The organism is Litoribacter ruber (assembly GCF_018449405.1).
GTDB classification, from domain to species: Bacteria; Bacteroidota; Bacteroidia; order Cytophagales; family Cyclobacteriaceae; genus Litoribacter; species Litoribacter ruber.
Genome location: NZ_JAHCMY010000006.1, coordinates 15,022 through 40,974, shown reverse-complemented (window position 1 = coordinate 40,974; position 25,953 = coordinate 15,022). Strand labels below are relative to the sequence as shown.

Genomic DNA, 25,953 nt, shown 5'->3' with positions numbered 1-25,953 from the left:
TTTTAAGTTTTCGAACTTGTTTTTGAGGGTAATGAGATTGATTAAAGAATAGCGAAGATGTCCGCTTCTCTCATGATCAAATAATCGCTACCGTCTACAGATAGCTCGGTGCCGGCATATTTTCCGTAAAGCACGGTGTCGCCAACTTGTACAGTCAATGGTTCATCTTTTTTGCCGTTTCCAACTGCTACTACGGTGCCTTTTTGTGGCTTCTCTTTCGCAGTGTCCGGGATGTAAAGTCCAGATGCAGTTTTCTCTTCAGCAGCAGCAGGTTCTACCAGAACTCTGTCTGCAAGTGGTCTGATGTTCACTTTTGACATAGTTATTAATTTTTAAAGGTTAGTTTCTTTTATCCCTCTCATTGCATTTTATGTGCCATGGCCTAAATACTGACATAAAGTCCTTCTTTGCCCAGTAGCCATGTCAGAAGCAAAATTAATTGGCATTATTACTGTCAATTTTTCTAGGGGACAGTGCGATAAACTGTCAGTTTTTTTGTAAATTTTTAAAAATGTTAGCCTATGAAAACTTTGTCAGACAATTGGTTTGCCGAAGGGCTGGTTGATTTTGAGTACAAAAAATACCTGCTGCTCGCCTACCTGCAACATGCCAAAAAAGAATTTGACCATGTCAAGCTTTATCCGGTTTTGGGAGATTTGATCAAGCAGCATCAGACCCTTTCAGCTTTTCAAAAACAAAAATCCAACCTCAACAATGCTTTTCCCAAAAAGCTCACAGGTACGGATATTTCCAAATTAAAGCTCAATTACGAAAAATTAGTAGAAGATGGGGAAATGATGCAGGAACTTGAGCAAATAATTGAGTTTGCCATCCCAAAGCTCAAATCTCATATCGAAAGCGGGAAAGATATTTATAATTTTATCGAGCAGCATCTGGAAATCGAGTCTGTGGGACTCACACCCATTTATCAAAGGGAAGGATATGTGTTGCTGACTCAGGAAAAGGATAGCCAAATTTATATTTACCGCTATGAGGTCAGCCTGTTCCAGTATAGCATGGATAAATTCAGATCAATTTTGTTGAAGTTCGTAAAGCGCGTCAATAGGAGTCTGGTCAATACCATTGAACAAATCAAGCTTGACTTGGCCAGAACCTATCAGGAACTGCCCAACCCTGCCACCTGGCGAATCCACTCCAGGCATCAGGTACCCCTAGACGAAAGCCTAATTCCAATCAGCAAAAGACTGCTGCTCCAGCATATACCATAAAAAAAACACCGGGCTTCATACCCGGTGTTTTTTCTTAAGTGGCACATTCTATTTGTATCTGACCCTACTGTTATTAATAATTTCAACATCTATCACTGAAGAGGCCTGTTTTGTCGACGGAAAGGCTCTGTGCAACTCTTTGGCAAACTCTGAGAAACACTGTGTCCCTTTAGTTTCCGAGAATGGGTTTCCTTCTCCTCAAGGATACCCATTCTTCTTCTTCATCAAAGATTTCTCATGAAGCCCTGGGGAAGGAGGGGAGGCGATGACTTTCTCCTCTCCATGTTGCGCCTCAACTTTGGCCAAAGCCTCTTGCTGTCTTCTTAAAGTCCTATTTTTTATGACTTCCGCACCCGGTCTGCCAAACAGTATCTCTCTGGCTTCCTTCGCGTTTTCAGCCTGTCTCAAGTCTTTCCAGATATCTACAAATTCATGGAAAACCAAGGTTACTGGGTTGTAGGTATTCAGCTCCTTAGTGATACCATAAGTCGGTCTTTCTTCCTCAGGCATAAAGGTGCCAAACATCCTGTCCCAAATGATAAAGGTGGAACCGTAATTTTTGTCCAAATATTTTTCATCACTGGCATGGTGCACACGGTGGTGGCTAGGCGTGGTGAAAATGTATTCGATAGGTGCTGGCAGCTTTTTAATATATTCAGTATGGATCCAGAATTGGTAAAGCACGGCAATTTGATGACAGATGAAAAACACAAATGGATCAAAACCCATCATCACCACTGGTACAAAGAATATGAATTTAATATGCTGGGTCCAACTCAAGCGGAAAGATACCGAAAAGTTGTATTTTTTGGAGTTGTGATGGGTCACGTGCGTTGCCCACCAAAAGCGGTTTTCGTGAGAAATCCTATGCGCCCAGTATCTGGCAAAATCAATAGCAATAAAGCAGGCGATGAAAGACCACCAAGTAGCTGGAATTTTCCAAGGTACAACGTTCCAAAAGAAAAGTACAATACCAAAGATGGCTACTTTGATTAGTGCGCTTATACCCACATTGATAAAGCCAATTGTAGAAGCGGCAAGGAAATCTTTTTTGTCATAGGCGTCCTTTTGATTTTTGTAGAGGCTAATTCCCCATTCCAGAAACACTAGGGCAAACATCACAGGAGCTGCCCATAGGATAATATTTGGCCAGTCATGCACGCCTATTTCCTCTAGGGTTAGGTGATTTTCAAACATAAATGATGGTAGTTAGTTTGTAATTGGTTTTTATATAACCCTTAATTTACAAAGAATATTGGCACAATCCAAGCAAAGAAAAATGGAGAGTCTTTGATAAATATATAAAAATGTGCATAAAATATAATAAAAAACTAAATTGGAGTATTCAGATTTGAAGTGACCGCAAAAAAATAAGGCTATTCGAAAATAGCCTTATTGAAAGTTTTGATACGGATTTTATTATTCTCCGCCCTCTTGTGGTTGCTCTTCTGTAGCTGGAGCCTCCTGGGATGGAAGCAATTCCTGCTGCTGGCCTTCTCCACCGAAGGTAGGAGCCACGCCTCTTTGCTGTCTTGCGCTTTCCACATTTGGAGACACAAAGTTGCTGCCTGCGCTGGTGTCATAGAATGCAGTAGAACCTAGTGAAAGCAATAGGATGCCAATGGCCAATACCCATGTGGCTTTCTCCAAAATATTACCAGTTTTGGTAACCCCCATAATCTGAGAAGCACTTCCACCAAATGCCGCTCCAACTCCACCTTTTGAGTTTTGACCCAAAATCACCAAAATCAATAATACGGCAAGGATAAGGGTAATGCTAATAATTATAGTAAACATAATCTATATATTTTAATCTTCTAATTTCTTCATTAAGTCCGCAAAGTAAGCTTTTTTCTGTGGAAATTTCAAAATTAATTTTTGATATATTTCCTTGGCCGCAGCGGTTTTGCCTTGTTGGGTAAGCAATTTGGCGTATGATTCAGATACCAGCCTCTCATTTATCTGCGTACTTTTCGTGGACAGATCCTCAAGCTTGTTTACATCCTCGTTTTCCCGAATGGCTGCCATCTTGATGGATTTTTTGCTAAACTCCTTGATTATATCACTTTGAGCCAGCTTTTTGGTGTCCTTGATTTCCTTTTTGTCCCTCTTCTTGATGGACTCTAGGATCTCATCCGTCTGCCGCTTTTTCCTTTTGATAGGTTTTTTCTTAGGGGCAGGCTTGGCATCAGGGTCCACTTCCGCTTTCTTCTCCGTTGGCGTATCTGGGCTATTTGAAGGTGTTTCCTTCTTAAGTTTTGATAGGTTCTCCTCCAGCTGTCTCAAGATATCCACCCGGTTGCTCGGAGGGCCGGGTAGGGGTTCTATGATACTTTTATCTTCATCCTCTTTGGCCGGCTCTAGGTTTACCTCGGGTTTTTCTTCTTCAGTTTTGCTCTTGACCTCCTCCCCGGTAATAAGTCTAGGTTTCTGGGTTTCTTTTTCTGCCTCCTCAGGAGAAGTTACGATTTCAGGTTTTTCCTCCTTCTTATCAGCCTGTTCCTGACTTTCAACAATTTCCGGTTGGTCACCTGAAGGTTCATTCTGGGCCTCCTGTGGGATTATGATCTCCGGCTGATCCTTTACCTCAGGTTCCTCTATCTTCTCAATTACCGGTTCCGTGTAAACTTTTTTGAAGTCAATATCCTGCTCCAGTATTTTCTTGAGCCAAACCCTGTTGGGGCTTAAAGCTGCCGCCCAATGTAGGAATTCCTCATTCGTGGAATCCCGGGCATACTCAATCTTGGCCGCCAGCACCATCGGTATCTGGAAGTAAGGGAAGGATTGGTGCAGCTTTATTAAGTGGTGCAGATCATCCCTTTGAAGCTCGTTGCCTTTCTCAATAAGCGATAAAAATTGACTTGAGTTCACGGTTTACAGTGGTTTAGATTCCAAATTAAACATTTTTTTACCAGTTGGCTACAGTGGCGGTAAAAATATCCTGAATAATGTTTTCGAATATCACCTCGATTAATTCTGTTTCCACCTGTAGCAAGGAGGTGTTTCTTGGGTCATAATCCTGGAAAAAGGAGAAAGTTCGGCTTAAGCTTTCTTCGTCATTTTGCATATTGACAAAGTCCACCTGAACCGCGATACTCAGACGCATCTGGCCTGCCCGGTCTGGAAGGTTGGGGTCTGGGCTACTTACGGTTGCTTGGGGATCAATGCTGTATCGTGTGATTGATCCCTCAAATTGCAGGTCCCCATTGGTCCTGATCAGCTCCAGCTGGGTGTTACGCTGGAAATATTCCTTCAAGGATTCCGTAAACAGCTGGCCCATATTCGCCGGCCCGCCTCCGGCATCGTTGAAGAAGTTTTCTACCGAAAAGGTCCTGGTCACGTCATAATCCAGGGTAGTACCCGTAAAACTGTATTCAATCCGACAAGCCGAGAATAAAAAAATGGGAATGAACAGCGTCAGAAGAGCCTTTTTATTCACTGATATCATACTGCTTAATCTTTCTGTATAAGGTGCGCTCCGAGATGCCAAGATCCTGGGCTGCGTATTTCCTCTTATTGTTGTGTTTCTTTAACGCTCTGATGATTAATTCCTTTTCTTTCTTCTCAATAGAAAGTGAATTGTCATCTTCCTCGTGGATAATGTCCTCTATGGAGTCATCCTCATAATTGTTTGAATAATCCTCCTTTTCTTTACTGGAATTGCTGGAATCCAATACCAACGGGAGGGAGGAAGAAGGGCCTTGGCTACTGTCAAAAGGCTGAGAACTATCCATGTCCTCAAATAAGGTCTGGTGTTTCTTGATGATGTTTTGGTTCAGTCCGCCAGAATGATAGGACTCCAACACCAGCTTTTTAAGCTCTGTCATGTCCTTTTTCATATCAAAAAGAACTTTATATAGAATTTCCCTTTCGGAGAAATCAGCCGATTCAGCACCTGCCGATGAGCCTACATAGGCAGCCGGCAGCCTAGACTGGTCTGTAGGCAGATATTTGGAAAGGGTAATGGCGTCCACGTCCCTTTCGGTCTCCAACAAACTGATCTGCTCAGCAAGGTTTTTCAGCTGACGAATATTTCCAGGAAAAGGAAACTTTATCAGCAACTGCTGGGCTTCGGCATTCAGAGCTATAGGCTTGACTTGGTATTTTTCAGAAAAGTCAGTGGTGAATTTCCTGAAAAGCAAAACCACATCTTCGCCTCGCTCACGCAACGGGGGCACATATATCGGCACCGTGTTGAGACGGTAATACAGGTCTTCCCTGAACTTGCCTTTTTCTACGGCTTTAATCAGGTTAACGTTGGTGGCGGCTATCACCCGTACATTGGTCTTGAGTACTTTCGAACTCCCGACTTTGATGAATTCCCCGTTTTCCAAAACCCGCAGCAACCTGGCTTGGGTTCCCAAAGGCATTTCGCCGATTTCATCAAGGAAAATTGAGCCACCATCGGTCACCTCGAAATATCCCTTTCGGGCTTCATGGGCACCGGTAAAGGAGCCTTTTTCATGACCAAAAAGCTCAGAGTCTATAGTGCCTTCCGGGATTGCCCCACAGTTGATGGCAATGAATTTTCCGTGCTTTCTGGTGCTGAGGGAATGGATGATTTTGGAAAATGACTCCTTCCCGCTACCGCTCTCACCGGTGATGAGTACGGTCATGTCCGTAGGAGCAGCCTGCATGGCCACCCGGATGGCATGGTTGAGTAGGGGGCTGTTGCCGATAATTCCGTACCGTTGCTTGACGGATAATATTTCAGAATCTTTAATCATAAGCTTATGCTACAACCTCCCCGAATAAAGTGGCAGGAGTGCAATCGGTGATTTTTACCTTCACATAATCGCCCGGCTTCAAGTCGCCTGCCGGTATGATGACCACCTTATTGGCAGAGTTTCGGCCCTTCAGTTGCTCCTCAGATCTTTTTGAAGTACCCTCGACGAGGATTTCCTGAATCCGGCCCACATCCATCTGATTTCTCTCAAGACTCAACTTGCTCTGCTTATCAATGATTTCCTGGAGTCTGCGTTTTTTGATTTCCAATGGAATATCGTCCACAAACTTCTTGGCAGCCAGGGTGCCTGGTCTTTCTGAATAATAGAACATGTAAGAAAAATCGTATTTTACAATGTCCATGATGGTCAAGGTGTCCTGATGCTCCTCTTCGGTTTCAGTGCAGAAACCTGCTATCATGTCCGATGAAATACCGCATTCATCTCCCAGGATTTCCCTGATCTTGGATACTCTTTCCAAATACCATTCACGGTCGTAGGTTCTGTTCATCAGGTCTAGCACCCTGCTGTTACCGCTCTGCACAGGCAGGTGTATGTATTTGCAGATGTTGTCGTACTTTTTCATGGTGTAAAGCACTTCATCCGTAATGTCTTTGGGGTGGGAGGTGGAGAACCTTACCCTAAGTTGAGGGCTGACCTCTGCCACCATTTCTAGTAAATTGGCAAAATTGACAATTTCGGTAACCTCACCTTTTTTATTAAGTCTAGCTTTGTTGTTCTCTTCCGGTGACCATTTGTAGCTGTCCACATTCTGGCCCAGAAGGGTGACTTCTTTATAGCCCTGGGCAAATAGCTGCTCGGCCTCCTGTACGATGGAGTGCGGGTCGCGGCTTCTCTCCCGGCCCCTTGTAAAAGGCACCACACAGAAAGAGCACATATTGTCACAGCCACGCATGATGGAAATAAATGCTGAAATGCCGTTGGAGTTTAGCCTTACAGGAGCAATATCGGCGTAGGTTTCCTCTCTTGAAAGGAAAGTGTTTACCCCTTTGCTTCCCTCTTCTGCTTGGGATACCAAGTTGGGAAGGTCACGGTAGGCATCTGGGCCCACTACCACGTCCACGAGCTTTTCTTCTTCCAGAAGCTTCTCCTTCAGCCTTTCGGCCATGCAGCCCAAGACCCCTATGGTCAATTCCGGCTTTTCCTTTTTGATCGTATTGAACTGGCTCAGGCGCTTTCTGACAGTCTGCTCGGCCTTGTCCCGGATAGAACATGTGTTAAGGAAAATCACATCCGCCAGCTCAAATTCAGAAGTGGTATCATAACCGTTTTCCTTCATAATGGAAGCCACGATCTCACTGTCAGAGAAATTCATTTGGCAACCATAACTTTCAATGTAAAGCCTTTTGCTCTTGCCGGTATTCTCGTCTGCTGTGGTCTTAAAATCACAGGCTTGCGCCTCCTCAGCCGAAATGATATCTATATCCTTAATAATATTCTCCATAATAGTCCTTACTTTCAGACTGCGAAATTAAGAAAATACCGACAAAATGACAGTTAAATAGTCATAAATCTTTATTGTCAGAATTCCCCAGGTTTTTCAAAAAACGGGTATGAACTGTCTCAGGACATGGATTTTATGTACTTATTTTAAAAATATTGGATTGTTTGTAAAAACAATTTAGTCCAACAAAGTCTTATTATTAACATCATTGGCCTACAGCATTGTAAGAGTTTGAAAAAAGGAAAGCAAATTTTTATAAAGATATTAAAAATACTAGGATGGTTTTTTGTTGGGGTGATCACCCTGATCGTCATCCTATTATTATTCATAAGAAGCCCATGGGGGCAGAATATCATCGTCAGCAAAGCTACCAATTACCTGGAAGGTGAAATTGGGACTAGGGTGGATATTGGCCGCCTGTTTTTCACCTTCAGGGGCAACCTTTTCATTGAGGATTTCTACATGGAAGACCAGCAGGGCGACACCCTGTTCTACACCCGTTCACTTGAGACTGGCGTGGCCCTATGGCCTCTGATTACCTCCAATGAAATCCACGTGCCCCGTTTGGAATGGGACGGCCTGCGGGCCAATGTCCACCGCGATGAGGAAACCGAACGCTTCAACTTTGACTACATCATTGATGCTTTTACCAGTGAGGAACCGCAGACCGAAGAACGGGAAGTGACCGACGAGGAAGGGGAGCCAATGAAAATTGAACTTGGACCGATTCGGTTCAGCGATTTTCACCTGACATATAATGACGGGGTGATGGGCATTGAAAGCTTCTTTACCCTCGGCCAACTCAACGTGGACATAGAGCGGATGGACATGGAAAAGATGTCCTATTACATTTCAAATGTCGAATTCTTGGACAGTGAGGGCTTTTACAAGCAAACCAAACCATTTGAACCCACCGATGAAGATACCACCGAAGCCGGAGCATTACCATTGTTGATCCTGGACAATTTTCAGGTCAGAAATGTAAAAATGTTCTATGAATCTGAACCAGACGGAATGCTTGCCGATGTGTTTTTGGGTGATGTGAGAGTCAACCTTCCGGAGGCGGACCTGGAAAAGAATAAGATTTTATTGAAGGAGTTTAGGCTGCATGACAGTTTCATCACTTTCAAAACCCGGGATGAAATGGTGGAGGAAACAGAAGCCGATACCACCGAAGAGCCAATCGAGGAAGTCCAGGAATCCACCCCATTTGAATGGCCGGAATGGATAGTGGAAATCGGGGAAGTTTCCCTGAGGGACAACCGGATTCTCTATCAGGCAGGAGATGTGGAGCCACGTGAGGGGTATTTCAATCCCAACGCGGTAGCTATTGATGATTTCAACCTAGTAGTCAGTAACCTGTTTCTCAAAGACCAAGAAGCGGGCTTGCGCTTAGATAGATTTGATTTCGTAGAGAAAAGCGGTTTTCGACTGGATGAGTTTGGGTTGAAAATCAACGTGTCCGAGCGGGCATTTGATTTGGCGAATCTTTCCCTAAAAACCAATAAAAGTACTTTGCAAGGGGATGTGGGCCTTACTTATGCTTCCCTTCAGGACCTGATGGACAATCCCGAAAATTCCGGCATGAGAATCAATATTCCCACCATCCGACTTTTCCTGGATGAAGCTTTTGTGTTTGCTCCAGAATTGAGGCAAAATGAATACTTCGTCGCCGCTGCCCAGCACCCCCTTAGAGGCAACCTGAACGTCACCGGGAACTTAAGCGAGCTCCAAATTCCCTCCTTCGAACTCCGATGGGCCGACCGCACAAGGTTGATTGCAAATGGACTTGTCAGAAACCCTCTCGATGAGGACAAGCTTTTCCTGAATTTTGACAAAATCCTTTTTGAGTCCGAGAGAGAAGAGCTTTTGGCCTTTGTAAACGAGGAGGAAATGGGTGTGAGACTACCCAAAAACATCCGGCTGGAAAGCAATGTGACAGGCAGTCCCTCCGAAATTGAAGCCACTGCAGATCTTATTTTGCCGGATAGCAGGATAAATCTTGGTGCCTATTATAAAGACCAAGACCAATTGGTGTACAGGGCCAAGCTGGACGTGATCGACTTGAATCTAGGACAACTGCTGATGGATCCTGAAATGGGCATGCTAAGCTTCTCGCTGGAATCTGAGGGCCAAGGTAGAAGTTTGAATGAACTCGACGCCTATCTGACTTCCGATTTCCGCACCTTCCAGATGTACGGTCAGGATCTATCCGATCTTTCCATCTCTGGAACCATGAAAAACGGTAGGGGAGACCTGGAGCTAGAACTTGAAAATGACCACCTTGATTTTGATTTCACCGGTTGGGTTAACCTAGATTCAGTGTACACCGAAGCTGAAATTATTCTAGACTTGAAAGGAGCTGATTTATATGAATTAGGTATGACCAGCGACATCTTGAGGGCAAGTGGGTACCTCACAGCCACATTTGAAGGGAATTTGGAGGATTATAATGTCACGGCCCGAATTGAGGAAGGCGCAATTTTAAAAGAAAGAAGACTGTATTCCTTGGGTCCATTTGGTCTGACGGCTAGGATTAAGGAAGACTCAACAAGCGTGGACCTAAGCAGCGAAATGCTTTTTACCAAATTGAGATCAAATTCATCACCTGAAGAACTGGTGGCCGGAATCCAGCGGCAGTTTAGAACATACCTTTCCGATTCGGTGTACACAGATACAATCGGGAAACCGGTGGAAATGCGGATGGAAATGGCATTTTGGCAGACGCAATTGCTGAATGAGGTCTTTCTCCCCGGGCTGGAGGAAATGGATTCTCTTTTTCTGGAAGTGGATTTCAATGAAGCAGAAAATATATTTGCCGCCGAAATGCTGCTCCCATATGTCAATTACAGCAATCTGGAAATTGACAGCATAGGCTTTAGGGTCAATGGCGTGGGGGATGACTTGCGTTTCGGCTTTGGATTGGTGGCCCTCGAGACGGGGCCTGTGTCCATGGGTAGGACATATTTTAGCGGGGAGGTGGAAGGAGACCGGCTGTTTATAGATTTCAATTCCTTTGACGGGGAAGAGCGGCTTATCCACCTGGCTACCGATATAGGCTACCGGGGGGATACATTGAGTATCCATATTGATCCTGAAGATTTGGTGTTTAACAAGCGGACTTGGGATATACCGCAGGACAACGAAATCCAGCTTGCCGATCAATTCATAAATTTCAACAATTTCATATGGTCACGGGCCAATCAGCGCATGCATATTACCTGTGGGGTAGAAGGCATTGAGGAGGACCATGTTGGGGTGACATTTGAAAACTTCCAGCTGAGCACGTTCTTGACCCTGTTGAATCCAGATGAACCGCTTGCTAGTGGAGCCCTTAAGGGCAGGCTGGTCGTCAAGGAGCCATTTGGCGCCACGGGGATCCTGGCCGATCTGAACATCAATGAGCTCAGGGCGATGGATGTGCTTTTGGGCAACCTATCCCTGGATGCCAAGTCAGTGGAAGGAGATCAATATGATTTCAACCTTGCCCTCAAAGATGGGGGGATTGATTTGGATCTGGTAGGAGATTATATAGCCGATCCGGAAGGGGCCAGGCTTAATTTAAATTTGGACATCAATGAGGTATTGATGGAAGTCATTACAGGCCTTTCCGGTGATCAATTGTTGAATGGTGAAGGATATTTATCCGGCAACGTTGATGTGCAGGGAACCACCGCCGATCTTGAATACGATGGGGTGCTGAAATTTTCCGGGGCGGCATTCACGGTGGCCGAGCTCAATTCCCGATTCAAATTATCAGAAGAGGATTTGAGGGTGGACAACTCCGGCCTGTATGTAAATAAGTTCACCATTTTGGATGAAAAAGGGGATGCCTTTACCTTGGATGGAGAAGTATTAACCGAAGACATGGCCAACCCAACTTTTGACCTCAGACTTACCGCTTCCAATTTTCAGGTTATAAACTCCACCAGTGATGACAACGAACTCTTTTTCGGCAGAGCCGCAATTGATGCGGATGTCACCATCGGTGGGGACTTGAATCTGCCGGTTATTGATGGAAGGCTAAAAGTAAGGGAGGGAACCAAACTGACCTTTATAGTTCCGGAAACCCAATTGGACTTGGTGGAAAGAGACGGCACGGTAATATTTGTGAACCGCTCCGACCCAGATGATATCATGACCCGAAAAATCCCTGAGGCAGCTACCAACTTCTCAGGGTTCCGGTTGACCTCCATTTTGGGAATCGATAGAAATGCCGAGTTCAATGTAGTCGTTGATGAAAGAAGTGGTGACAATCTCCGAGTGGTGGGAGAGGCAGACCTTAGTTTTGACATCGACCCCAACGGTAGGATGTATCTGTCTGGATCCTATGAAATAATGGAAGGCCATTATGAAATGAGCCTTTACCAATTGGTAAACAGAAGGTTTGAACTTTATGAGGGTTCAAGGATCACCTGGTCAGGTGACCCTATGGATGCTATGCTAGATATAAGTGCCATCTATAGGATTCGTACCTCGCCATCTGAATTGATGTCCTCCCAGCTTACGGGTGCCGATGCGGATATGAGAAACCGCTACAGACAGGAATTGCCGTTTATGGTGTTCTTGAATGTGGAGGGCGAAATGCTAAGACCCGAAATATCTTTTGGCCTTGATATGCCTGAAGAACAGCGCGGAGCCATCGGGGGCAACGTGTACACCCGTGTACAACAGGTCAACCAACAGGAAGATGAATTGAATAGACAGGTGTTCTCCCTCTTGGTTTTAAACCGGTTTTTCCCTGATACAGGTGGGGATGGGACCGGCGGCGGAATGTCTACACTGGCCAGGTCAAGTGTGAGCCAAGTGCTCTCCGGTCAGCTGAACGATCTTGCCGGAAACCTCCTCGGAGGTACCGGTATAGAGCTGGATTTTGATTTGGACAGTTTCCAGGATTATCAGACCGGAGCCCCCCAGGATAGGACCCAGCTTAACGTAAGTGCCCGGAAAAGGATGATGGATGACCGCCTCATCGTGCAGGTAGGTAGCCAGATGGATATCGAAGGCAGCAGCCAGATGGAAGACCAATCCAGCCAAGTGATTGGAAATGTCAGCGTGGAATACTTGCTGACCGAAAATGGGAGATACAGGCTTAGAGGTTTTAGAAGAAACCAATTTGAAAGTATCGTGGATGGCCAACTCATCGTTACCGGCATTTCGGTGATATTCAATAGGGAGTTCAACATGTTTAGAGAGCTTTGGTCGGGAAGTGACCTTTCCAAGCAAGGTGATCCTGTCAACCCGATTTCTAAGAAAGAAGAAGAAAACAGAAACGGCGAGAAGGAAAAAAGAGATAGGGAAAGAAGGGAAAACAACTCCAACAATACACCTAGTAGAACTGAAGAAAATCAAGAAGAAAATGACTAGAAGTTTATTTTTCTATATAGCCATCATGACTTTTTTCCTTCTGGAATCCTGTAACGTGAAAAAGTTTATTCCCGAAGGGGAGTATCTATACACGGGATCTGAGGTAGAATATATAAAAGAAGGGGAGGTGCGAGACTTCAACGAAGTACGGGGAAGGCTCAATTCCTTATTACCCGAGCCGAACAGCACCTTTTTAGGGCAACGGATTGGACTTTGGGCACATTACAAAGGCAGTCAGGAAAAGCCGGGTTTTATTAACCGTTTTCTGAAAAATAGATTGGGGGAAGAACCCGTTTACCTAAGCGATATAAGTGCCACGAGAACCGAACAGCTTTTGGTCAACCGTATGGAAAATATGGGATACTTCTTTGGCAGGACCTCCTCTGAGGTTATCCGCAAAGACCAATTTGCCGAAATTGAATTCAAAGCCTACTTGCCTTCCCCTTACCTGATCGGCAATGTGCAGATCGACCGGGATTCATTGCCTATCGAAAAGGAGATGAAAGCACTCCTCGAGGAAGCTGACATCAAGTCAGGAGACAGATTTGATTTGCAGAAACTGCAGGCCGAAAGAATCAGAATTGACAACGAATTAAAAACCAGAGGATATTACAATTTCAATTCCGACTACCTGATTTTTGAAGCCGATTCAAGTGGGGATGAGGCTAAAAAAATCGACCTTTTTTTAAGGTTAAAAAATGAAGCGCCCTCATCAGGCATCCTTCCCTACAGAATCAACGAAATTAAGATTTTCCCTAATTACTCTGTACTTGAAGACGGGGGGAAACTGGATACCACAATAATCAACGACAAGAAGTACATACAGGGCAACAAAGTATTCAAGCCACACCTTTTGGATGAATACATTTTGATCCAGCCTGGTGACACCTACAGCTCTACTCAATCCAGGTTGACTAGGAATAGGCTAAGTGGTATAGGAAATTATAGATATGTAAATGTGCGATTCTCTGAGCTGGATAGCATTGCCGAAGATGGATATGGAAAGCTAGACGGTAACATTTACCTCTCCCCAGTTACCAGAAGGGCACTTAGGGCCGAGCTTCAAGGGCTTTCAAAATCCAACAACTTTGCCGGCCCGGGGCTACAGGTTTCCCTGCAAAACCGCAACCTCTGGAATGGGGGCGAGGTGCTCAACCTATCGGCCAAGATCGCCTATGAAACCCAAATTGCGGCCGGAGAACGACAAGGGCTAAATTCCTTGGAGCTGGGCTTGAAAGCAGACCTTATTTTTCCCCGAGTCATCTTTCCTATTCCGATCAGTGAAAGATTTTCCTACTCTGTGCCCAAAACAAAAATGTCTTTGGGGGCAGAATACCTGAACAGGGGGGACCTGTATAGGCTCTATAGTTATTTGGCCTCGTATGGCTACTTCTGGAATCAAAACAGGTTTGTCTACCACGAGATCAATCCCATCAGCATCAGCTTTGTAAACATGACCAATGCCTCTCCCGAGTTTGAGGCGATTCTTGATGGGAACCCGTTTTTAAGAAACAGTTTTGAGCAGCAGTTCATCGCCGGTATCAATTATACCTTTAACTATAATCAAATGGTGGATGCCCACCGTACCCACAGCATTTTTGTGGGGACTACCATTGATATTGCCGGAAATGGTTTAAATCTTATCACCCGGACTTTTGGAGAAGATCCATCGACATTTTTTGGGCTTAATTATGCCCAATACGCCCGAGGGGATGTGGATTTCAGATATTACTGGAAAATTGACTCCAATAACACTATTGCTACACGCCTATTCGGCGGATTGGGTATCCCTTATGGGAATTCCGTGTCTCTGCCATTTGTAAAACAATACTTTGCAGGCGGGCCAAATAGCATTAGGGCCTTTAGGATCAGGTCGCTTGGACCGGGAACTTACAGACCTGAGCAGTTTGACATCGGTTCCTTTTTCGATCAGGCGGGGGACATCCGCTTGGAAGGTAATATTGAATACCGCTTCCCGATAGTTTCAGTACTGAAAGGGGCCCTCTTCTTGGATGCAGGCAACATTTGGCTTCAAAACGAGAACGAAGCCCTCCCTGGAGGTACATTTTCTTCGCAGTGGTACAAGGAACTGGCGGTGGGTACCGGATTTGGTGCGAGGATAGACATCGATTTCTTTGTGATCCGATTTGATATAGCCACCCCGATAAGACGTCCTTATCTGCCTGAGAATGAACGCTGGGGCAATACTTTTGACATTGGCAGCAGTGAGTGGAGGCGGGAAAACCTCATCTTTAACTTTGCGATCGGCTATCCATTCTAAACAAAAAAAGACCTCAGTTTGAGGTCTTTTTGCATTTTATGCTATGTTTTTTCTAGTCAATCTCGCCTTTGGCTTTGGATAGCGAGTAAACATAGGCCAGCATGGCCGGTGTCACGATACTGAAAACAAGTAGGTTTCCCAGTCCTTTGGCTTTTCTCATGGCCAATGTGGAACCTATAATCATCAATGGTACGCCATATTTGACGCCAAATTCAAAATAATTTTTCCCTAGTTTCATAGCTAAGTAAGGTTTATGGTTGTTAAAATAATAACCTTCAAAAATCGGTGTATTCAATCTTTAATTGATAATCCTGGTTTTCTGAGAGGTTAAGGTTTGAAATACCTAAACCCAATAGCCTTACCGGTTGTTTGATCGGGGCCTGATTTAATAATTCTTCAATCATTTCGGCATACTTTTCCTCAGGGATAAAAGAAGTAAGACTCTTACTCCGTGTTTGCACGGTAAAATCATTATATTTTATTTTCAGCGTAATGGTCCGTCCTTTTGCTTCCACCCGTTCGATTCGTCTTTTCAAATCTTGCAGAATCGGCTCCAAAGCCATCCGTATTGGCTCCAGTCCATGCAAGTCCTCCATGAAGGTATTTTCCGCGCTGATGGACTTTCTTATCCTGTCGGGCTTCACCTCGCTGAGGTGTATTCCCCTCACAATGTCATGGTAATGCACCCCAGCTTTCCCAAAGTGTTTGACCAGAAACTGTAGGGAAAACTGTTTGAGATGATGGCCGGTATAAATACCAAATTTCTTCATCTTGTCGGCCGTTTTTTCCCCAACCCCATAAAATTTCTCAATAGGCAGCCGCTCCAAAAAAGACTCGGCTTCGGCGGGCAGGATCACTGCTTGACCATTGGGTTTGTTGAGATCTGAGGCCACCTTGGCCAGGAATTTATTGTAGGAGATGCCAGCGGAGGCATTTAGACCCACCTCCGATTTAATTCTGTCCCTGATTTCCTTAGCGATCAACGTGGCGGAAGGTTTTCCCTTTTTGGCGATGGTGACATCCAAAAAAGCCTCATCCAGGGACAACGGCTCCACCAGGTCGGTATACTCCAAGAAGATGCTCCGGATCTGGGTGGAAATTTCCTTGTACCTCTCAAAACGGGGCTTGATAAAAATAAGGTGGGGACATTTTAATGCCGCGATTTTGCCAGGCATGGCAGATCTTACGCCATACTTGCGCGCCTCATAGCTTGCGGCAGCTACCACTCCCCGGTCGCTTTTCCCGCCCACAGCGAGCGGTTTTCCCCGCAATTCCGGATTATCCATCTGTTCCACCGATGCATAAAAGGCATCCATGTCCACATGAATAATTTTTTTTACATCCATTTTTTATTTAATAAAAACCTTGTATATTTCAAACTCGGTACGAAATTGGTATTGATTGGTAAAATAAATCTTTCAATTAAAACAAATAGTTTTTCCTATTGTTAGTTTTACCTATGGACAATCAAGAAATAATAAACCAACATCTAGTACGGATAGTAGATCTTTTAGGAGAAGTACTCGCCCAAGTAAAGGGGATGGATTATCAGACTTTTGAATCCAATGAACAGGTCAAAGATACCGTTTATGAAAATCTTCAGGAAATCGGACAGGCTGCAGATGAACTTACCCGTCACAATACTTTTCCAGAAGATTTGGAGGTGATCGCAAACCTGAAAAATTTTAACGGTGCCACCTATAACCAAGTTACCGAAACCAACCACCAGATGGTGTTTGGGGTGATACAAAACGACTTTGAAGAAATTATCGACATAATTACCGAACATGAACTTTATCAAAATAGATTATCATGATAGAACCTACAATCAATTTCTCACCAAGTTTTTCTGAAACTTCCTTGTTAGACCAAGTGAAATCTACTTTTTCTTTTGATAAAAAAGATCTACCGTTTTTAATGGATGTCTATGTCGACATCAAAAAAATAATCAGCGAGAGCAGATCCAAATTTGGCTTTACTGTCAAAATCAACATGATCCACAACGAATTCAGAGTGGATGTCATTTCCGAATCTTTTTCTATGGCATGCCTGCAGGCAAGGGAAATTATCAATATCAAACTGAGTAAGGAACTTCGGTTTAAAGAATTTATCAATATTCCCGCTGCCCATTCCAGACAGCCGGAAGTATAATTTCTTTAACTAAAACCTCATATTCATGTATAGACTTTCATTAGCATTATTTAGTGTAATCCTCTTAGCATCCTGTGGAAACGGTGAAAACAGGGAAGGAGAAGGTGGCTTGCAAGAAATTGCCGCACCGATCCAAGAAAGAACCACCGAACGGTGGTTAGTCTTTGAAGGGGAAATCCCTTGCGTGGACTGCGATAAAATAGAGGTGACCCTCTGGCTGGAAAAGGATAGCATCCAGGAGACAAATGATTATAGAATCAAAACCATTCATAGAAATACCGCCCAAGGGGATATTGAGGAAGAGTTGGAAGGCGTGTATGCTCGACTGACCGGCTATAGAGGAGATTCTGAAGCGGTAGTTTACCAGCTGAACCCTGGGACCGATGCGCCTCGATATTTTTGGCTCCAAGAAAATGGACAGCTGAGAGTGCTGGGTGCCGACAGGGAAAAACTTGTAGAAGATGATGAGGAATCCGGCCTTACCTATGATCTACAACCTAGACGGGAAAATTGATTTATTTCTTCATACTTGTAACGATAAGTTTAATTTTTTAAACCTCGGTTTCCTGAATCGAGGTTTTTTTGTGCTTTATCTCTTCTTAAAATATTCACTACAATTATTCTCCGCAAAGAAGTCTTTGTGCTACTTCTTTATAACTTTGTTCCCTTAGTTGCCAATTGGCCTTCAGTCTTCGGTCTCCCGTCTCGTTTCTAACCCAATACCTCAATTATCGCCTTAGCCTTTAATAAACACTCTTCATACTCCGCCTCGGCATCCGCATCGAAAGTAATAGCACTTCCCACCGCAAAATACAACTGCCCCGCCTTTTCATCAAAGAATATGCTCCTAATGATGACATTGAAGTCAAAATCGCCGGATTTTTCCAGATAGCCTACACTTCCAGAATACCAGCCTCTTTTGAAATTCTCATATTTCTCAATCAATTCCATGCATTTGATTTTCGGAGCACCGGTCATGCTACCCATGGGGAAGGTTTTTGAAATAATTTCTGGAAAGGAAATTGGTTCTTTTAGGGTGGATGACACCGTACTGATCATTTGGTGTAAGTTTTTGAAGGTGTAGATACCAAAAAGCTCCTCCACCTCCACAGACCCGGTTTTGGAAACCCTGCTCAAATCATTGCGCATCAGGTCCACAATCATCAGATTTTCCGCTCTTTCCTTTTCTGAATTCAGTAGATCCTCTTTCAGTTTTTGATCCTCAAGGTCATCCTGGCCGCGCTTAGCAGTGCCTTTTATGGGTTGGGCAATTAATTTATAACCCTCTCTTTTGAGAAATCTTTCCGGAGAGGCACCTATCAAATACTGGTCATTCGTTTTTAAAAACGCCGCAAAAGGCATTGGGGATTTGGCGTTGAGCTTTAAAAATAAATCTATTGGGGATAAGCTTTGCACCTCAGCCTGAAAAGCCATGCAATAATTCATTTCATATACATCACCCTCTTCAATATGGTCTTTGATTCGTCCTACATGCTCGAGATATTGTTCCTTTGACGTCAATGCCGTAAGAGAGGTTAGCGCAGTGCCTTTTTGCTCCTGGGTAAAGTTTTTAATTTGCGCCCATATTTGCTCGGGATGCGCAGCATGTATCATAATGGATCCTTCCGTAAATTCAATTTTAAGCGAAGGGCGGAAAAACAGGCTTATGGGATGCTTGAGGATGGCAGGATTCTCACTCTTCAGCTGTTCAAAGCTATTTTTTAAATCATAGGATAAGATGCCTACCAGATCTGCATTTTCTCTTATCTCATCAAAGCTTACAGACTCATCCCCGGCAAATAGCACCTTTTTGAATCCATCATGGGGATATGGAATATTGTTGTTGGTGAAAAATGCCGAATAGGGATGTTTATCGCATGCCCATGTCAGGATCTTTACAAAATCTTTCGGGTTATAATCAGAAATTACTTGTTTGACCATGTCATAAAAATACCACTAAAAAAAGAAAGAGAAGCCTTTTGGCTCCTCTTTCTATGTGGGCAACTTCTAATTAGTTGGCGTTCAATTCAAAACCAACATTCACGGTGTTGTAGATGAATGAATCTTTGGCTTTGTCAGTTACTGAGCTCTCGTCCCCGTAAGCTACTTTCCACTGGGTTCTATCGATATTGAAACCAGCTTTTGCCGTTACCGAACCATCATTGATGTTCACTCTGGCTGGGAACTTGATGTTTTTGGTGTTGCCTCTCATGGTCAAGTTACCGGAAATCCAGTGGGTAGGATTGTCGATAGCCTGCTCAGAGCTAGACTTTGGAGTGTTGTCAGTTTCATACTCCTCTTCATCCTGAATATCATCAGAAGAAGTAAAAGGCTCCACACCAGTTACTTCAAATACAGCCTCAGGGTGGTTTTCTGTGTCAAAAAAGTCTGGAGACTGAAGGTGTCCATAAAGTTTCTGATAGTTTTCCTCATCACCTCTCAAGTCTTCGATCTCAAGAGCGGTAAGGTCCATTACAAAGCGGCCACCAGTGATGTTGTTGCCATCCACATTCAATTCACCATCCTTGATGGCGATAGTACCATAATGCTTACCTGCTGGCTTGTAGCCTGTCCAAGTTACCTGGCTTGCCTGTGTGTCCACAGTATATGCCATACCTTCACCATTGGCCACCTCTTGGGCATCTCTGGTTTCTACTGTATTTCCCTGGTCGCAAGAAGCGAGCATCAATCCGGTGGCCAAAGCCAAACCTGTCATTTTTAAAACTCTCATAATGGGTTGTTTGATTTTATGTACGGGTAAAATTAATGTATATACATGTAAATTCAAAATCGCATCCCAAAGTTCCGTAAATAATATAAAAAAAGTAGTTTTACCTAAAATTAAAAAATAGGCATTGCGGTCCCCGGTCTCCGGTCTTCCGGCTCCCGCCTCAAAAATCACAAAATCACATCAAATTCAACACATGGCATTAATTAAAAGCGTGAGGGGTAAAGCTCCCCAATTTGGAAAAGACTGCTGGTTGGCTGAAAATTCAACCGTAGTAGGGGATGTCATCATGGGCCAACATTGCACCGTGTGGTTCAATGCGGTCGTGCGTGGTGATGTTCATGAAATCCGTATTGGGGATTACACCAATATTCAGGACGGGGCGGTTATCCACTGTACCTATCAAAAAGCCGGAACCTATATTGGAAGCAGGGTGTCCATTGCGCATAATGCAATTGTGCATGGTTGCACCATTCATGACAATGTGTTGATTGGGATGGGTGCGATTGTAATGGATGGGGCAGTGGTCCATAGCGGTGCAGTCATTGCCGCTGGAGCCGTTGTTTTGGCCAACACCATAGTGGAGGCGAACAGCATTTATGCAGGCATGCCTGCCAAAAAAGTCAAAGATACCGGGGACAACATGAAAGAAGTCATCGAAAGAACTTCCAACAATTACCCCATGTACGCCCAGTGGTTCAAGGATGAATAAAAATTAATCCTGGCAGGTTTTGGTGACAGTCTGTTAAACCTGCCAGGATTTCTCGATGTCAGGATATTCTACTCCCTATCCTCCTCAAAAGCCTTCAGGATATCTTCTTCGGTCATCTTCAATCTGGATTTGCAGCTTTTGATCAGATGGCTGGCCTCCTTTACCATAGCCGAAAGCTCGTCTATACTTTTGTTGTCCTGCTCTAGGGATTGCACAATTTCCTCAATTCTGGCCAATGCCTGGTCGTAACTTATATCATTTTCCATGTTCTTCAATATTTGTAATAGTACTTTCTAATTTGTTGGTTAGGGTATAGGTGCTGATTTTATCGCCAGGTTTAAGCGTAGCGAGCTCGATGGACTTCCCGTCTTTTTCGGTTCGCGTGTAACCTCTTTTCATGAAGAACACGGGATCAAGTCTATTCAGGTCTTTTTCCAGCCCTTCTAGCTTGGTAGATTCCTGTTGCAATAAGACCTTTGCCTGTCGCTGAAGTCTGCCTGCCAAATTGTCGATTTCTCGTCGGTTATATTGTATTCTACCCTGGCACTGGCTGTTAATGTGCCGGGCAGCCGAGTCCAAGTATTGATTGGCCGTTTGGATTTGGTTCTTGAAAAGATTGATCAGAATGTGCTCCCTGTCTCTGAGTGTCTGTTTTTCCTTTGTAAGGTAAAAGTTGGCGGCCCTTTCAATTTTTTTGAGGTTAAAATTGAGGGTTTCCTCAAATTCCTGGAAACCGGATAGGATAAATTCAGCCACCGCAGTAGGGGTTTTTACCTTGGTATGGGCCACCAAGTCGGCTATACACTCATCGCGCTCATGCCCTATACCGGTCACCACGGGGATTCTCATTTGGGCAATGGCTTTGGCCAACTCGTAATCATCAAAACAATCCATGTCAATCTGGGCGCCACCCCCTCGGATAAGAATAATGAGTTGATACTGCTGGTTTTCCTGCTCTTGTTCTATACTTTTCAAGGCCGCAATGATGGAATCGGGCGCATCATGTCCCTGCATGGTCGCTGGGAATAATTTGTAATGAAGCTTATAGCCATGCCGGTTGTTTTCCACCTGTTGGATAAAATCCCCGTAACCGGCCGCAGTCGCAGAACTGATGATGGCCACTTTTTGGGGGACAGAGGGTAGAGAAAACTGCTTGTTGGTTTCCAATAGACCTGCCTTGGCCAACTTTTCTATGATTTCCTGCTTACGCTTGGCCCTTTCTCCAATGGTGAAATTGGCATCGATATCCCGAATGTTGAGACTTAGCCCGTATAATTCATGGAACTGCACGGTCACTTGAGCCAGCACCTTCATGCCATTCTGAAGGCTCTGCCCAGTCATTTCCCTAAACCGCGCAGCTAATCCCCTATAGGTGAAAGCCCATATATTGGCTCTCATTTTAGCGGTTACCTGGTTGCCCGTTTTTTCTACCAGATCCAAATAGGCATGGCCGCGGGCGCCTTCCTTGAAATCACTGATTTCGGCCACCACCCAGTAGGCAGGTGCAAGGTTTCGATCTAAGGTTTGTTTTACAAGCTGGTTTAGCTCAAAAAGCGTCATGGGGTTTTGCATAACGCAAATTAACAAATGTCTACAACAATACAGGCTCTGAAACACAAAAAAGGAGCTGCTAGTGCAACTCCTTTTAATCTCGTTAAACCAATATTTTTTCTATATAATATATTGTTTTAATCAATTACTGTGCCGAGATCTTCTGTCATCTCTTTGCATTCTGTATAGCTGCCTTGTAAAGTCCCTATTGACGTTACTGAGTTGGAGAGCTTGGACTGGAGAAATTACCTCAGTTATCTTTTTGGTGAATGCTTTCTCACTTTGCATCATTTTTTCCTGAATCTGAAACCTCTGCTCGATCAGTTTTTCAGCTTGGCTGTCAGAAATGCTCTCCCCAGCCTGTCGATTGATGCTCATCATTTCCCTCATGTAGCCGGATCTTTCCTCCAAATGCTGGTTGTAAAGAGGCCAGAATTTTTCAGCCTGAGTAGGAGTGAGGTTGATCCTGTTGGTGACAAAAGCCACGCGGGCGGCCTCCAGTTTATCCTTGTCGTATTCCCTTTGTGGTCTTTGCGCCCATAGGGTGCTGCTGCTTGTTAGAAGCAATAGAATAATCAATATTTTTCTCATCGTTGTTCGGTTTCAATCAAATTAATACCACCAATCCTCGTCCATTTCGTCCATCAGGTAGTAGTCGTCCCACTCCATGGCTATCAGGTTGTCCAAAATGTCATCCGGATGGTCGCTGAGCAGGAGAATGTCTTCTGCTTGCCAATAGTCGCTGTTGATCAGGAGTTCGATTTCCTCATCCATATCGGCCGAGGCTGTAAATGCGGGTTCCTCAGTACGGAATAGGTTAAACACCACGGTAAAACCTATGATCAAAGCCGCCGCTACTCCAACAAGGGCCTTTAGGTAGACCTGCTTGCCTTTCTGATTCTGCTTGGCCATAATCTCATCCGGCAACCGGTCGAAATATCCGTCCGGAGTCTTGAAGATGTCGTTTTTGGGAAAGTTTTTCATATTCAGTTGGTTAGACAAGGCTTTTGGCCAAAGGTTTATTCCGTTGTCAAATCTTGTTCAATTTTTTTTACCGCATGGTGATAGCTGGCCTTTAAGGCACCTACAGAAGTGTCGGTAACTTGCGACATTTCCTCATAGCTCATGTCCTCAAAATACTTCAGGTTGAAAACCAACCGCTGCTTCTCAGGCAGGCCAAGCAGGGACTTTTGCAGTTTCTTTTCCACCTCGCTGCCAGAAATATCGGGGGAGCTTTCCAAGTATGTGCTCATCACCTGATGGTGGTCCTCAATGGAAAAGAAAAAACGTTTTTTCTTCTTCTCCAAGAAATTCAAGCTTTCATTAGTGGCTATCCTATACAGCCAGGTGAATAAACTTGAATTTCCCTGAAACTTATCCAAGTTCTTAAAGGCCTTTATAAAGGTGTTTTGCGTCAAATCATCGGCATCTTCATGCACAATTACCATTTTTCGAATTATCCCGTACACCCTTCTTTGATAGGTTTCAACAAGCATGCGATAACCTCTCTCTTTGGTAAAAGGGTTTTGGATTAATTCTAAAAGCTCTTGATCTGTTGTGCCAACCATTGAATCTTTAGACAGCGGAAGGGGAAAAGGGTTTAATCGAAACACGAAAAAAAACTTAACAGGGAGACCTGCCAGGCTTAATGTTTTAGATTTCAAGGATGTAGTCTAACAATCCGGCATTTTTTCCTTTTGGTCTAGTGACCATCAAGGGCAGCTTGTCGTTGAGCTGGATCAGCCTTTCGGCCAAACTTCCAATAAACAAAGCCGTGGCGGCGGTCCTGCCTTTGGCACCTATGATTATCCCATCCACTTTGAGATCCAAGGCCATTTGCAATATGTCTTCCACCGGATCCTCATCCTCATCTTTGGTGTATAGAGGTGTGATTTTGATCCCCTTGGTGTCTATTTTCCTGATAAATTTTTTGTAATTCACCTCAGCATGGTTTTGCATGATCTGGGTAAATTCCTGATAGCTTTTACCCGTGAAATGATAACCCGAGGGCACGGTAAATACGTTTTGACAGAATACCTCCACATCCCCGCCGTTTTTCTCCGCTATGAGAACAGCTTCCTCCATGGCGTCTTTGGAGTAGTCCGAAAAGTCACTGGGCACTAGGATACGATCCACTTTGGGCACTCTGCCCTCAGGCACAATAAGAAGCGAGCAGCTAGCCCTTCTAGCCAATCTTTGGGTGACCACACTGGTTCCAGGCAATTGTACCTTTCTTCCCACTATGATCATGTCGGCAGATTTCTCATGCGCCAGTTTCAGTATTTTTTTTGATAGCTGCCCTTCTTTGACCACCAAAGCGATATCTGCAGGCAGATCATGGTCAAAATGCTCATCCACCACATTCTTCATCTGCGATTTTCGCTCAGCCACCATGTTGTCAATAAGGTTAGGAAATTCCTTCAATACCTCCTTAGGAATGTTGAGGTTACGGATCACATTGATAAAATAAACCTTCTCCGTACGGTTGATCGAGGCTACAAAAGAGGCAAACTTGACCAGGGTCTCATCCAGAGGGGACTGATCAAGGCAAACAATCAATTTTTTAATCTGATACATTTCCTAAATAAAATGGGATTGGATTGCAAAAATAAACATCTATTCATAACCCTAGGCTTTTATGTCATTTATTCTTTTGGTTCTTGTATATTTTCTACCTCCTTCGAGTTAAAACTTTCTTATCACAATCCATCATTCCTCATCCATAATTTTAAACACGCTCCTCACTTTCCTTTTGCCAATTTTAACAAAAATATTCACTGCTGGCCCATTTTGATATTATGTTTTCTCAATGCCCTTCTTTAGCCTATATAATTTACCTTAATAGCTGCCTGAAAAATATAAGCGGGTTTATAGCTTTCAGGCAAAAATAGATTTGGAGGAGGAACTAAACAAAGGCAATTCTTATTTGTATATTTGTAAGGAGTTCGGGTCGCCGACATGTTCAAACTTCACAATTTAACAAAATACCGGGTGAAGCCTCTTTTCAAAACCAGGCCTCATTCCGCACCGATTTATCGGTTCGGAACCTCGTTTCCTCGGAAGCAGGATAACAGTGGAAGGTTGCGAAATCTGGGCAGCTCAAATCTTGTCTATAAAAGAGGTTTGTAACACTCTAAGGCCCGAACTCTATTTTTTTTTTGGTACAAAGTACCAGGTACCAAGTACCAAGATACTTCACCATCAGAGGTTGGTTAGTGGCCATTCAGGGACTTATTCACTTTGTGCGCCTTCTTTTGAACTTAGTGTCACCTAGTGACCATTTTCGTTTGTGCCCCTCTTTTCCATTGTGCCCATTGTGCCCCTTTTTTTCTCCGCGAAGTGGGAACTCTGCGAAACCCCGTGACCCATTTCCTTCCGCGTCGTGGAACTACGTGCGGCTTAGTGACCAATTGTCTTCGCGAAGCAGGGACTCTGTGCAACTCAGTGCTTAACTCTTTTTAAACTCTGTGACCCATTTCCTTCCGCGTCGTGGAACTACATGCGGCTTAGTGACCAATTGTCTTCGCGAAGCAGGGACTCTGTGCAACTCAGTGCTTAACTCTTTTTAAACTCTGTGACCCATTTCCTTCCGCGTCGTGGAACTACATGCGGCTTAGTGACCAATTGTCTTCGCGAAGCAGGGACTCTGTGCAACTCAGTGCTTAACTCTTTTTAAACTCTGTGACCCATTTCCTTCCGCGTCGTGGAACTACATGCGGCTTAGTGACCAATTGTCTTCGCGAAG

The 25,953-nt window shown here is 44.2% G+C and carries 24 protein-coding genes; 7 read left to right on the top strand and 17 right to left on the bottom strand.

Features of this window, described 5'->3' with window-relative positions; genetic code table 11:
• Window positions 1-41 precede the first annotated feature (41 nt).
• Complete coding sequence (locus KI659_RS11770) at window positions 42-320, bottom strand: co-chaperone GroES (protein WP_143961663.1); 279 nt, start codon at window positions 318-320, stop codon at window positions 42-44.
• 201 nt (window positions 321-521) lie between these two features.
• On the opposite strand from KI659_RS11770, the gene KI659_RS11765 reads away from it, so the two are divergent.
• Window positions 522-1,229, top strand: a complete 708-nt coding sequence (locus tag KI659_RS11765; protein ID WP_213945549.1) for a hypothetical protein — start codon at window positions 522-524, stop codon at window positions 1,227-1,229.
• 198 nt (window positions 1,230-1,427) lie between these two features.
• Here KI659_RS11765 and KI659_RS11760 read toward each other — a convergent pair whose 3' ends face one another.
• The 6 genes from KI659_RS11760 to miaB form a co-directional block, all read right to left on the bottom strand.
• Window positions 1,428-2,426: a sterol desaturase family protein gene (locus KI659_RS11760; protein WP_213945548.1), complete on the bottom strand. Its 999-nt coding sequence runs from the start codon at window positions 2,424-2,426 to the stop codon at window positions 1,428-1,430.
• 222 nt (window positions 2,427-2,648) lie between these two features.
• Complete coding sequence (gene secG / locus KI659_RS11755) at window positions 2,649-3,026, bottom strand: preprotein translocase subunit SecG (RefSeq protein ID WP_213945547.1); 378 nt, start codon at window positions 3,024-3,026, stop codon at window positions 2,649-2,651.
• Window positions 3,027-3,038: 12 nt separating this feature from the next.
• Window positions 3,039-4,100, bottom strand: coding sequence for a hypothetical protein (locus KI659_RS11750; RefSeq protein WP_213945546.1), 1,062 nt, complete (start codon window positions 4,098-4,100; stop codon window positions 3,039-3,041).
• 37 nt (window positions 4,101-4,137) lie between these two features.
• Window positions 4,138-4,677, bottom strand: a complete 540-nt coding sequence (gene lptE, locus KI659_RS11745) for an LPS assembly lipoprotein LptE (protein ID WP_213945545.1) — start codon at window positions 4,675-4,677, stop codon at window positions 4,138-4,140.
• The gene (locus tag KI659_RS11740; RefSeq protein WP_213945544.1) at window positions 4,661-5,956 is read right to left on the bottom strand and encodes a sigma-54 interaction domain-containing protein; all 1,296 of its coding nucleotides are present in this window, start codon (window positions 5,954-5,956) and stop codon (window positions 4,661-4,663) included. Before KI659_RS11740 ends, lptE begins: the two co-directional genes overlap by 17 nt.
• Before the next feature lie 4 nt (window positions 5,957-5,960).
• A complete protein-coding gene (gene miaB / locus KI659_RS11735) occupies window positions 5,961-7,418 on the bottom strand; it encodes a tRNA (N6-isopentenyl adenosine(37)-C2)-methylthiotransferase MiaB (RefSeq protein WP_213945543.1) in 1,458 nt (485 codons plus the stop codon).
• A 231-nt stretch (window positions 7,419-7,649) separates the two neighbouring features.
• Between miaB and KI659_RS11730 the strand changes: the two genes are divergently transcribed.
• Both KI659_RS11730 and tamL read left to right on the top strand, forming a co-directional pair.
• Window positions 7,650-12,785 carry a translocation/assembly module TamB domain-containing protein gene (locus tag KI659_RS11730; RefSeq protein ID WP_246535385.1) on the top strand — a complete coding sequence of 1,712 codons (5,136 nt, stop codon included), beginning with the start codon at window positions 7,650-7,652 and terminating at the stop codon, window positions 12,783-12,785.
• Complete coding sequence (gene tamL, locus KI659_RS11725) at window positions 12,778-15,066, top strand: translocation and assembly module lipoprotein TamL (protein WP_246535384.1); 2,289 nt, start codon at window positions 12,778-12,780, stop codon at window positions 15,064-15,066. The genes KI659_RS11730 and tamL overlap by 8 nt, the downstream gene beginning before the upstream one ends.
• A 52-nt stretch (window positions 15,067-15,118) precedes the next feature.
• Here the strand turns inward: tamL and KI659_RS11720 are convergent, their stop codons facing one another.
• Together KI659_RS11720 and dinB are read right to left on the bottom strand one after the other, a co-directional pair.
• A complete protein-coding gene (locus KI659_RS11720) occupies window positions 15,119-15,304 on the bottom strand; it encodes a hypothetical protein (protein WP_213945542.1) in 186 nt (61 codons plus the stop codon).
• 37 nt (window positions 15,305-15,341) lie between these two features.
• Entirely contained in the window at window positions 15,342-16,412 is a 1,071-nt protein-coding gene (dinB, locus tag KI659_RS11715) for a DNA polymerase IV (RefSeq protein ID WP_213945541.1), read from the bottom strand.
• Window positions 16,413-16,525: 113 nt separating this feature from the next.
• Between dinB and KI659_RS11710 the strand changes: the two genes are divergently transcribed.
• From KI659_RS11710 to KI659_RS11700, 3 genes are read left to right on the top strand one after another with little or no spacing between them, the layout of a single operon-like run.
• On the top strand, window positions 16,526-16,882 hold the full coding sequence (locus KI659_RS11710; RefSeq protein ID WP_213945540.1) for a hypothetical protein: 357 nt from the start codon (window positions 16,526-16,528) through the stop codon (window positions 16,880-16,882).
• On the top strand, window positions 16,879-17,217 hold the full coding sequence (locus KI659_RS11705) for a hypothetical protein (RefSeq protein ID WP_213945539.1): 339 nt from the start codon (window positions 16,879-16,881) through the stop codon (window positions 17,215-17,217). Before KI659_RS11710 ends, KI659_RS11705 begins: the two co-directional genes overlap by 4 nt.
• 25 nt (window positions 17,218-17,242) lie before the next feature.
• Window positions 17,243-17,731: a copper resistance protein NlpE N-terminal domain-containing protein gene (locus KI659_RS11700; RefSeq protein ID WP_213945538.1), complete on the top strand. Its 489-nt coding sequence runs from the start codon at window positions 17,243-17,245 to the stop codon at window positions 17,729-17,731.
• Window positions 17,732-17,928: 197 nt separating this feature from the next.
• Here KI659_RS11700 and pabB read toward each other — a convergent pair whose 3' ends face one another.
• Both pabB and KI659_RS11690 read right to left on the bottom strand, forming a co-directional pair.
• Window positions 17,929-19,158 (bottom strand): aminodeoxychorismate synthase component I, encoded by a 1,230-nt coding sequence (gene pabB / locus KI659_RS11695; protein ID WP_213945537.1) that lies wholly within the window; start codon window positions 19,156-19,158, stop codon window positions 17,929-17,931.
• Between the two features lie 70 nt (window positions 19,159-19,228).
• A complete protein-coding gene (locus KI659_RS11690) occupies window positions 19,229-19,948 on the bottom strand; it encodes a YceI family protein (protein WP_213945536.1) in 720 nt (239 codons plus the stop codon).
• A 193-nt stretch (window positions 19,949-20,141) separates the two neighbouring features.
• On the opposite strand from KI659_RS11690, the gene KI659_RS11685 reads away from it, so the two are divergent.
• On the top strand, window positions 20,142-20,657 hold the full coding sequence (locus KI659_RS11685) for a gamma carbonic anhydrase family protein (RefSeq protein ID WP_213945535.1): 516 nt from the start codon (window positions 20,142-20,144) through the stop codon (window positions 20,655-20,657).
• A gap of 68 nt (window positions 20,658-20,725) precedes the next feature.
• On the opposite strand, the gene xseB is transcribed toward KI659_RS11685, so the two are convergent.
• From xseB to KI659_RS11655, 6 genes are all read right to left on the bottom strand, one after another.
• Window positions 20,726-20,923 (bottom strand): exodeoxyribonuclease VII small subunit, encoded by a 198-nt coding sequence (gene xseB / locus KI659_RS11680; protein ID WP_213945534.1) that lies wholly within the window; start codon window positions 20,921-20,923, stop codon window positions 20,726-20,728.
• Window positions 20,913-22,229, bottom strand: a complete 1,317-nt coding sequence (gene xseA, locus KI659_RS11675) for an exodeoxyribonuclease VII large subunit (RefSeq protein WP_213945533.1) — start codon at window positions 22,227-22,229, stop codon at window positions 20,913-20,915. The genes xseB and xseA overlap by 11 nt, the downstream gene beginning before the upstream one ends.
• 120 nt (window positions 22,230-22,349) lie before the next feature.
• Window positions 22,350-22,799, bottom strand: a complete 450-nt coding sequence (locus KI659_RS11670; protein WP_213945532.1) for a Spy/CpxP family protein refolding chaperone — start codon at window positions 22,797-22,799, stop codon at window positions 22,350-22,352.
• Between the two features lie 21 nt (window positions 22,800-22,820).
• Complete coding sequence (locus tag KI659_RS11665; protein WP_213945531.1) at window positions 22,821-23,192, bottom strand: hypothetical protein; 372 nt, start codon at window positions 23,190-23,192, stop codon at window positions 22,821-22,823.
• A gap of 35 nt (window positions 23,193-23,227) precedes the next feature.
• Entirely contained in the window at window positions 23,228-23,776 is a 549-nt protein-coding gene (locus KI659_RS11660) for an RNA polymerase sigma factor (RefSeq protein WP_213945530.1), read from the bottom strand.
• 85 nt (window positions 23,777-23,861) lie between these two features.
• Complete coding sequence (locus KI659_RS11655; RefSeq protein WP_213945529.1) at window positions 23,862-24,785, bottom strand: universal stress protein; 924 nt, start codon at window positions 24,783-24,785, stop codon at window positions 23,862-23,864.
• Window positions 24,786-25,953: the final 1,168 nt, after the last annotated feature.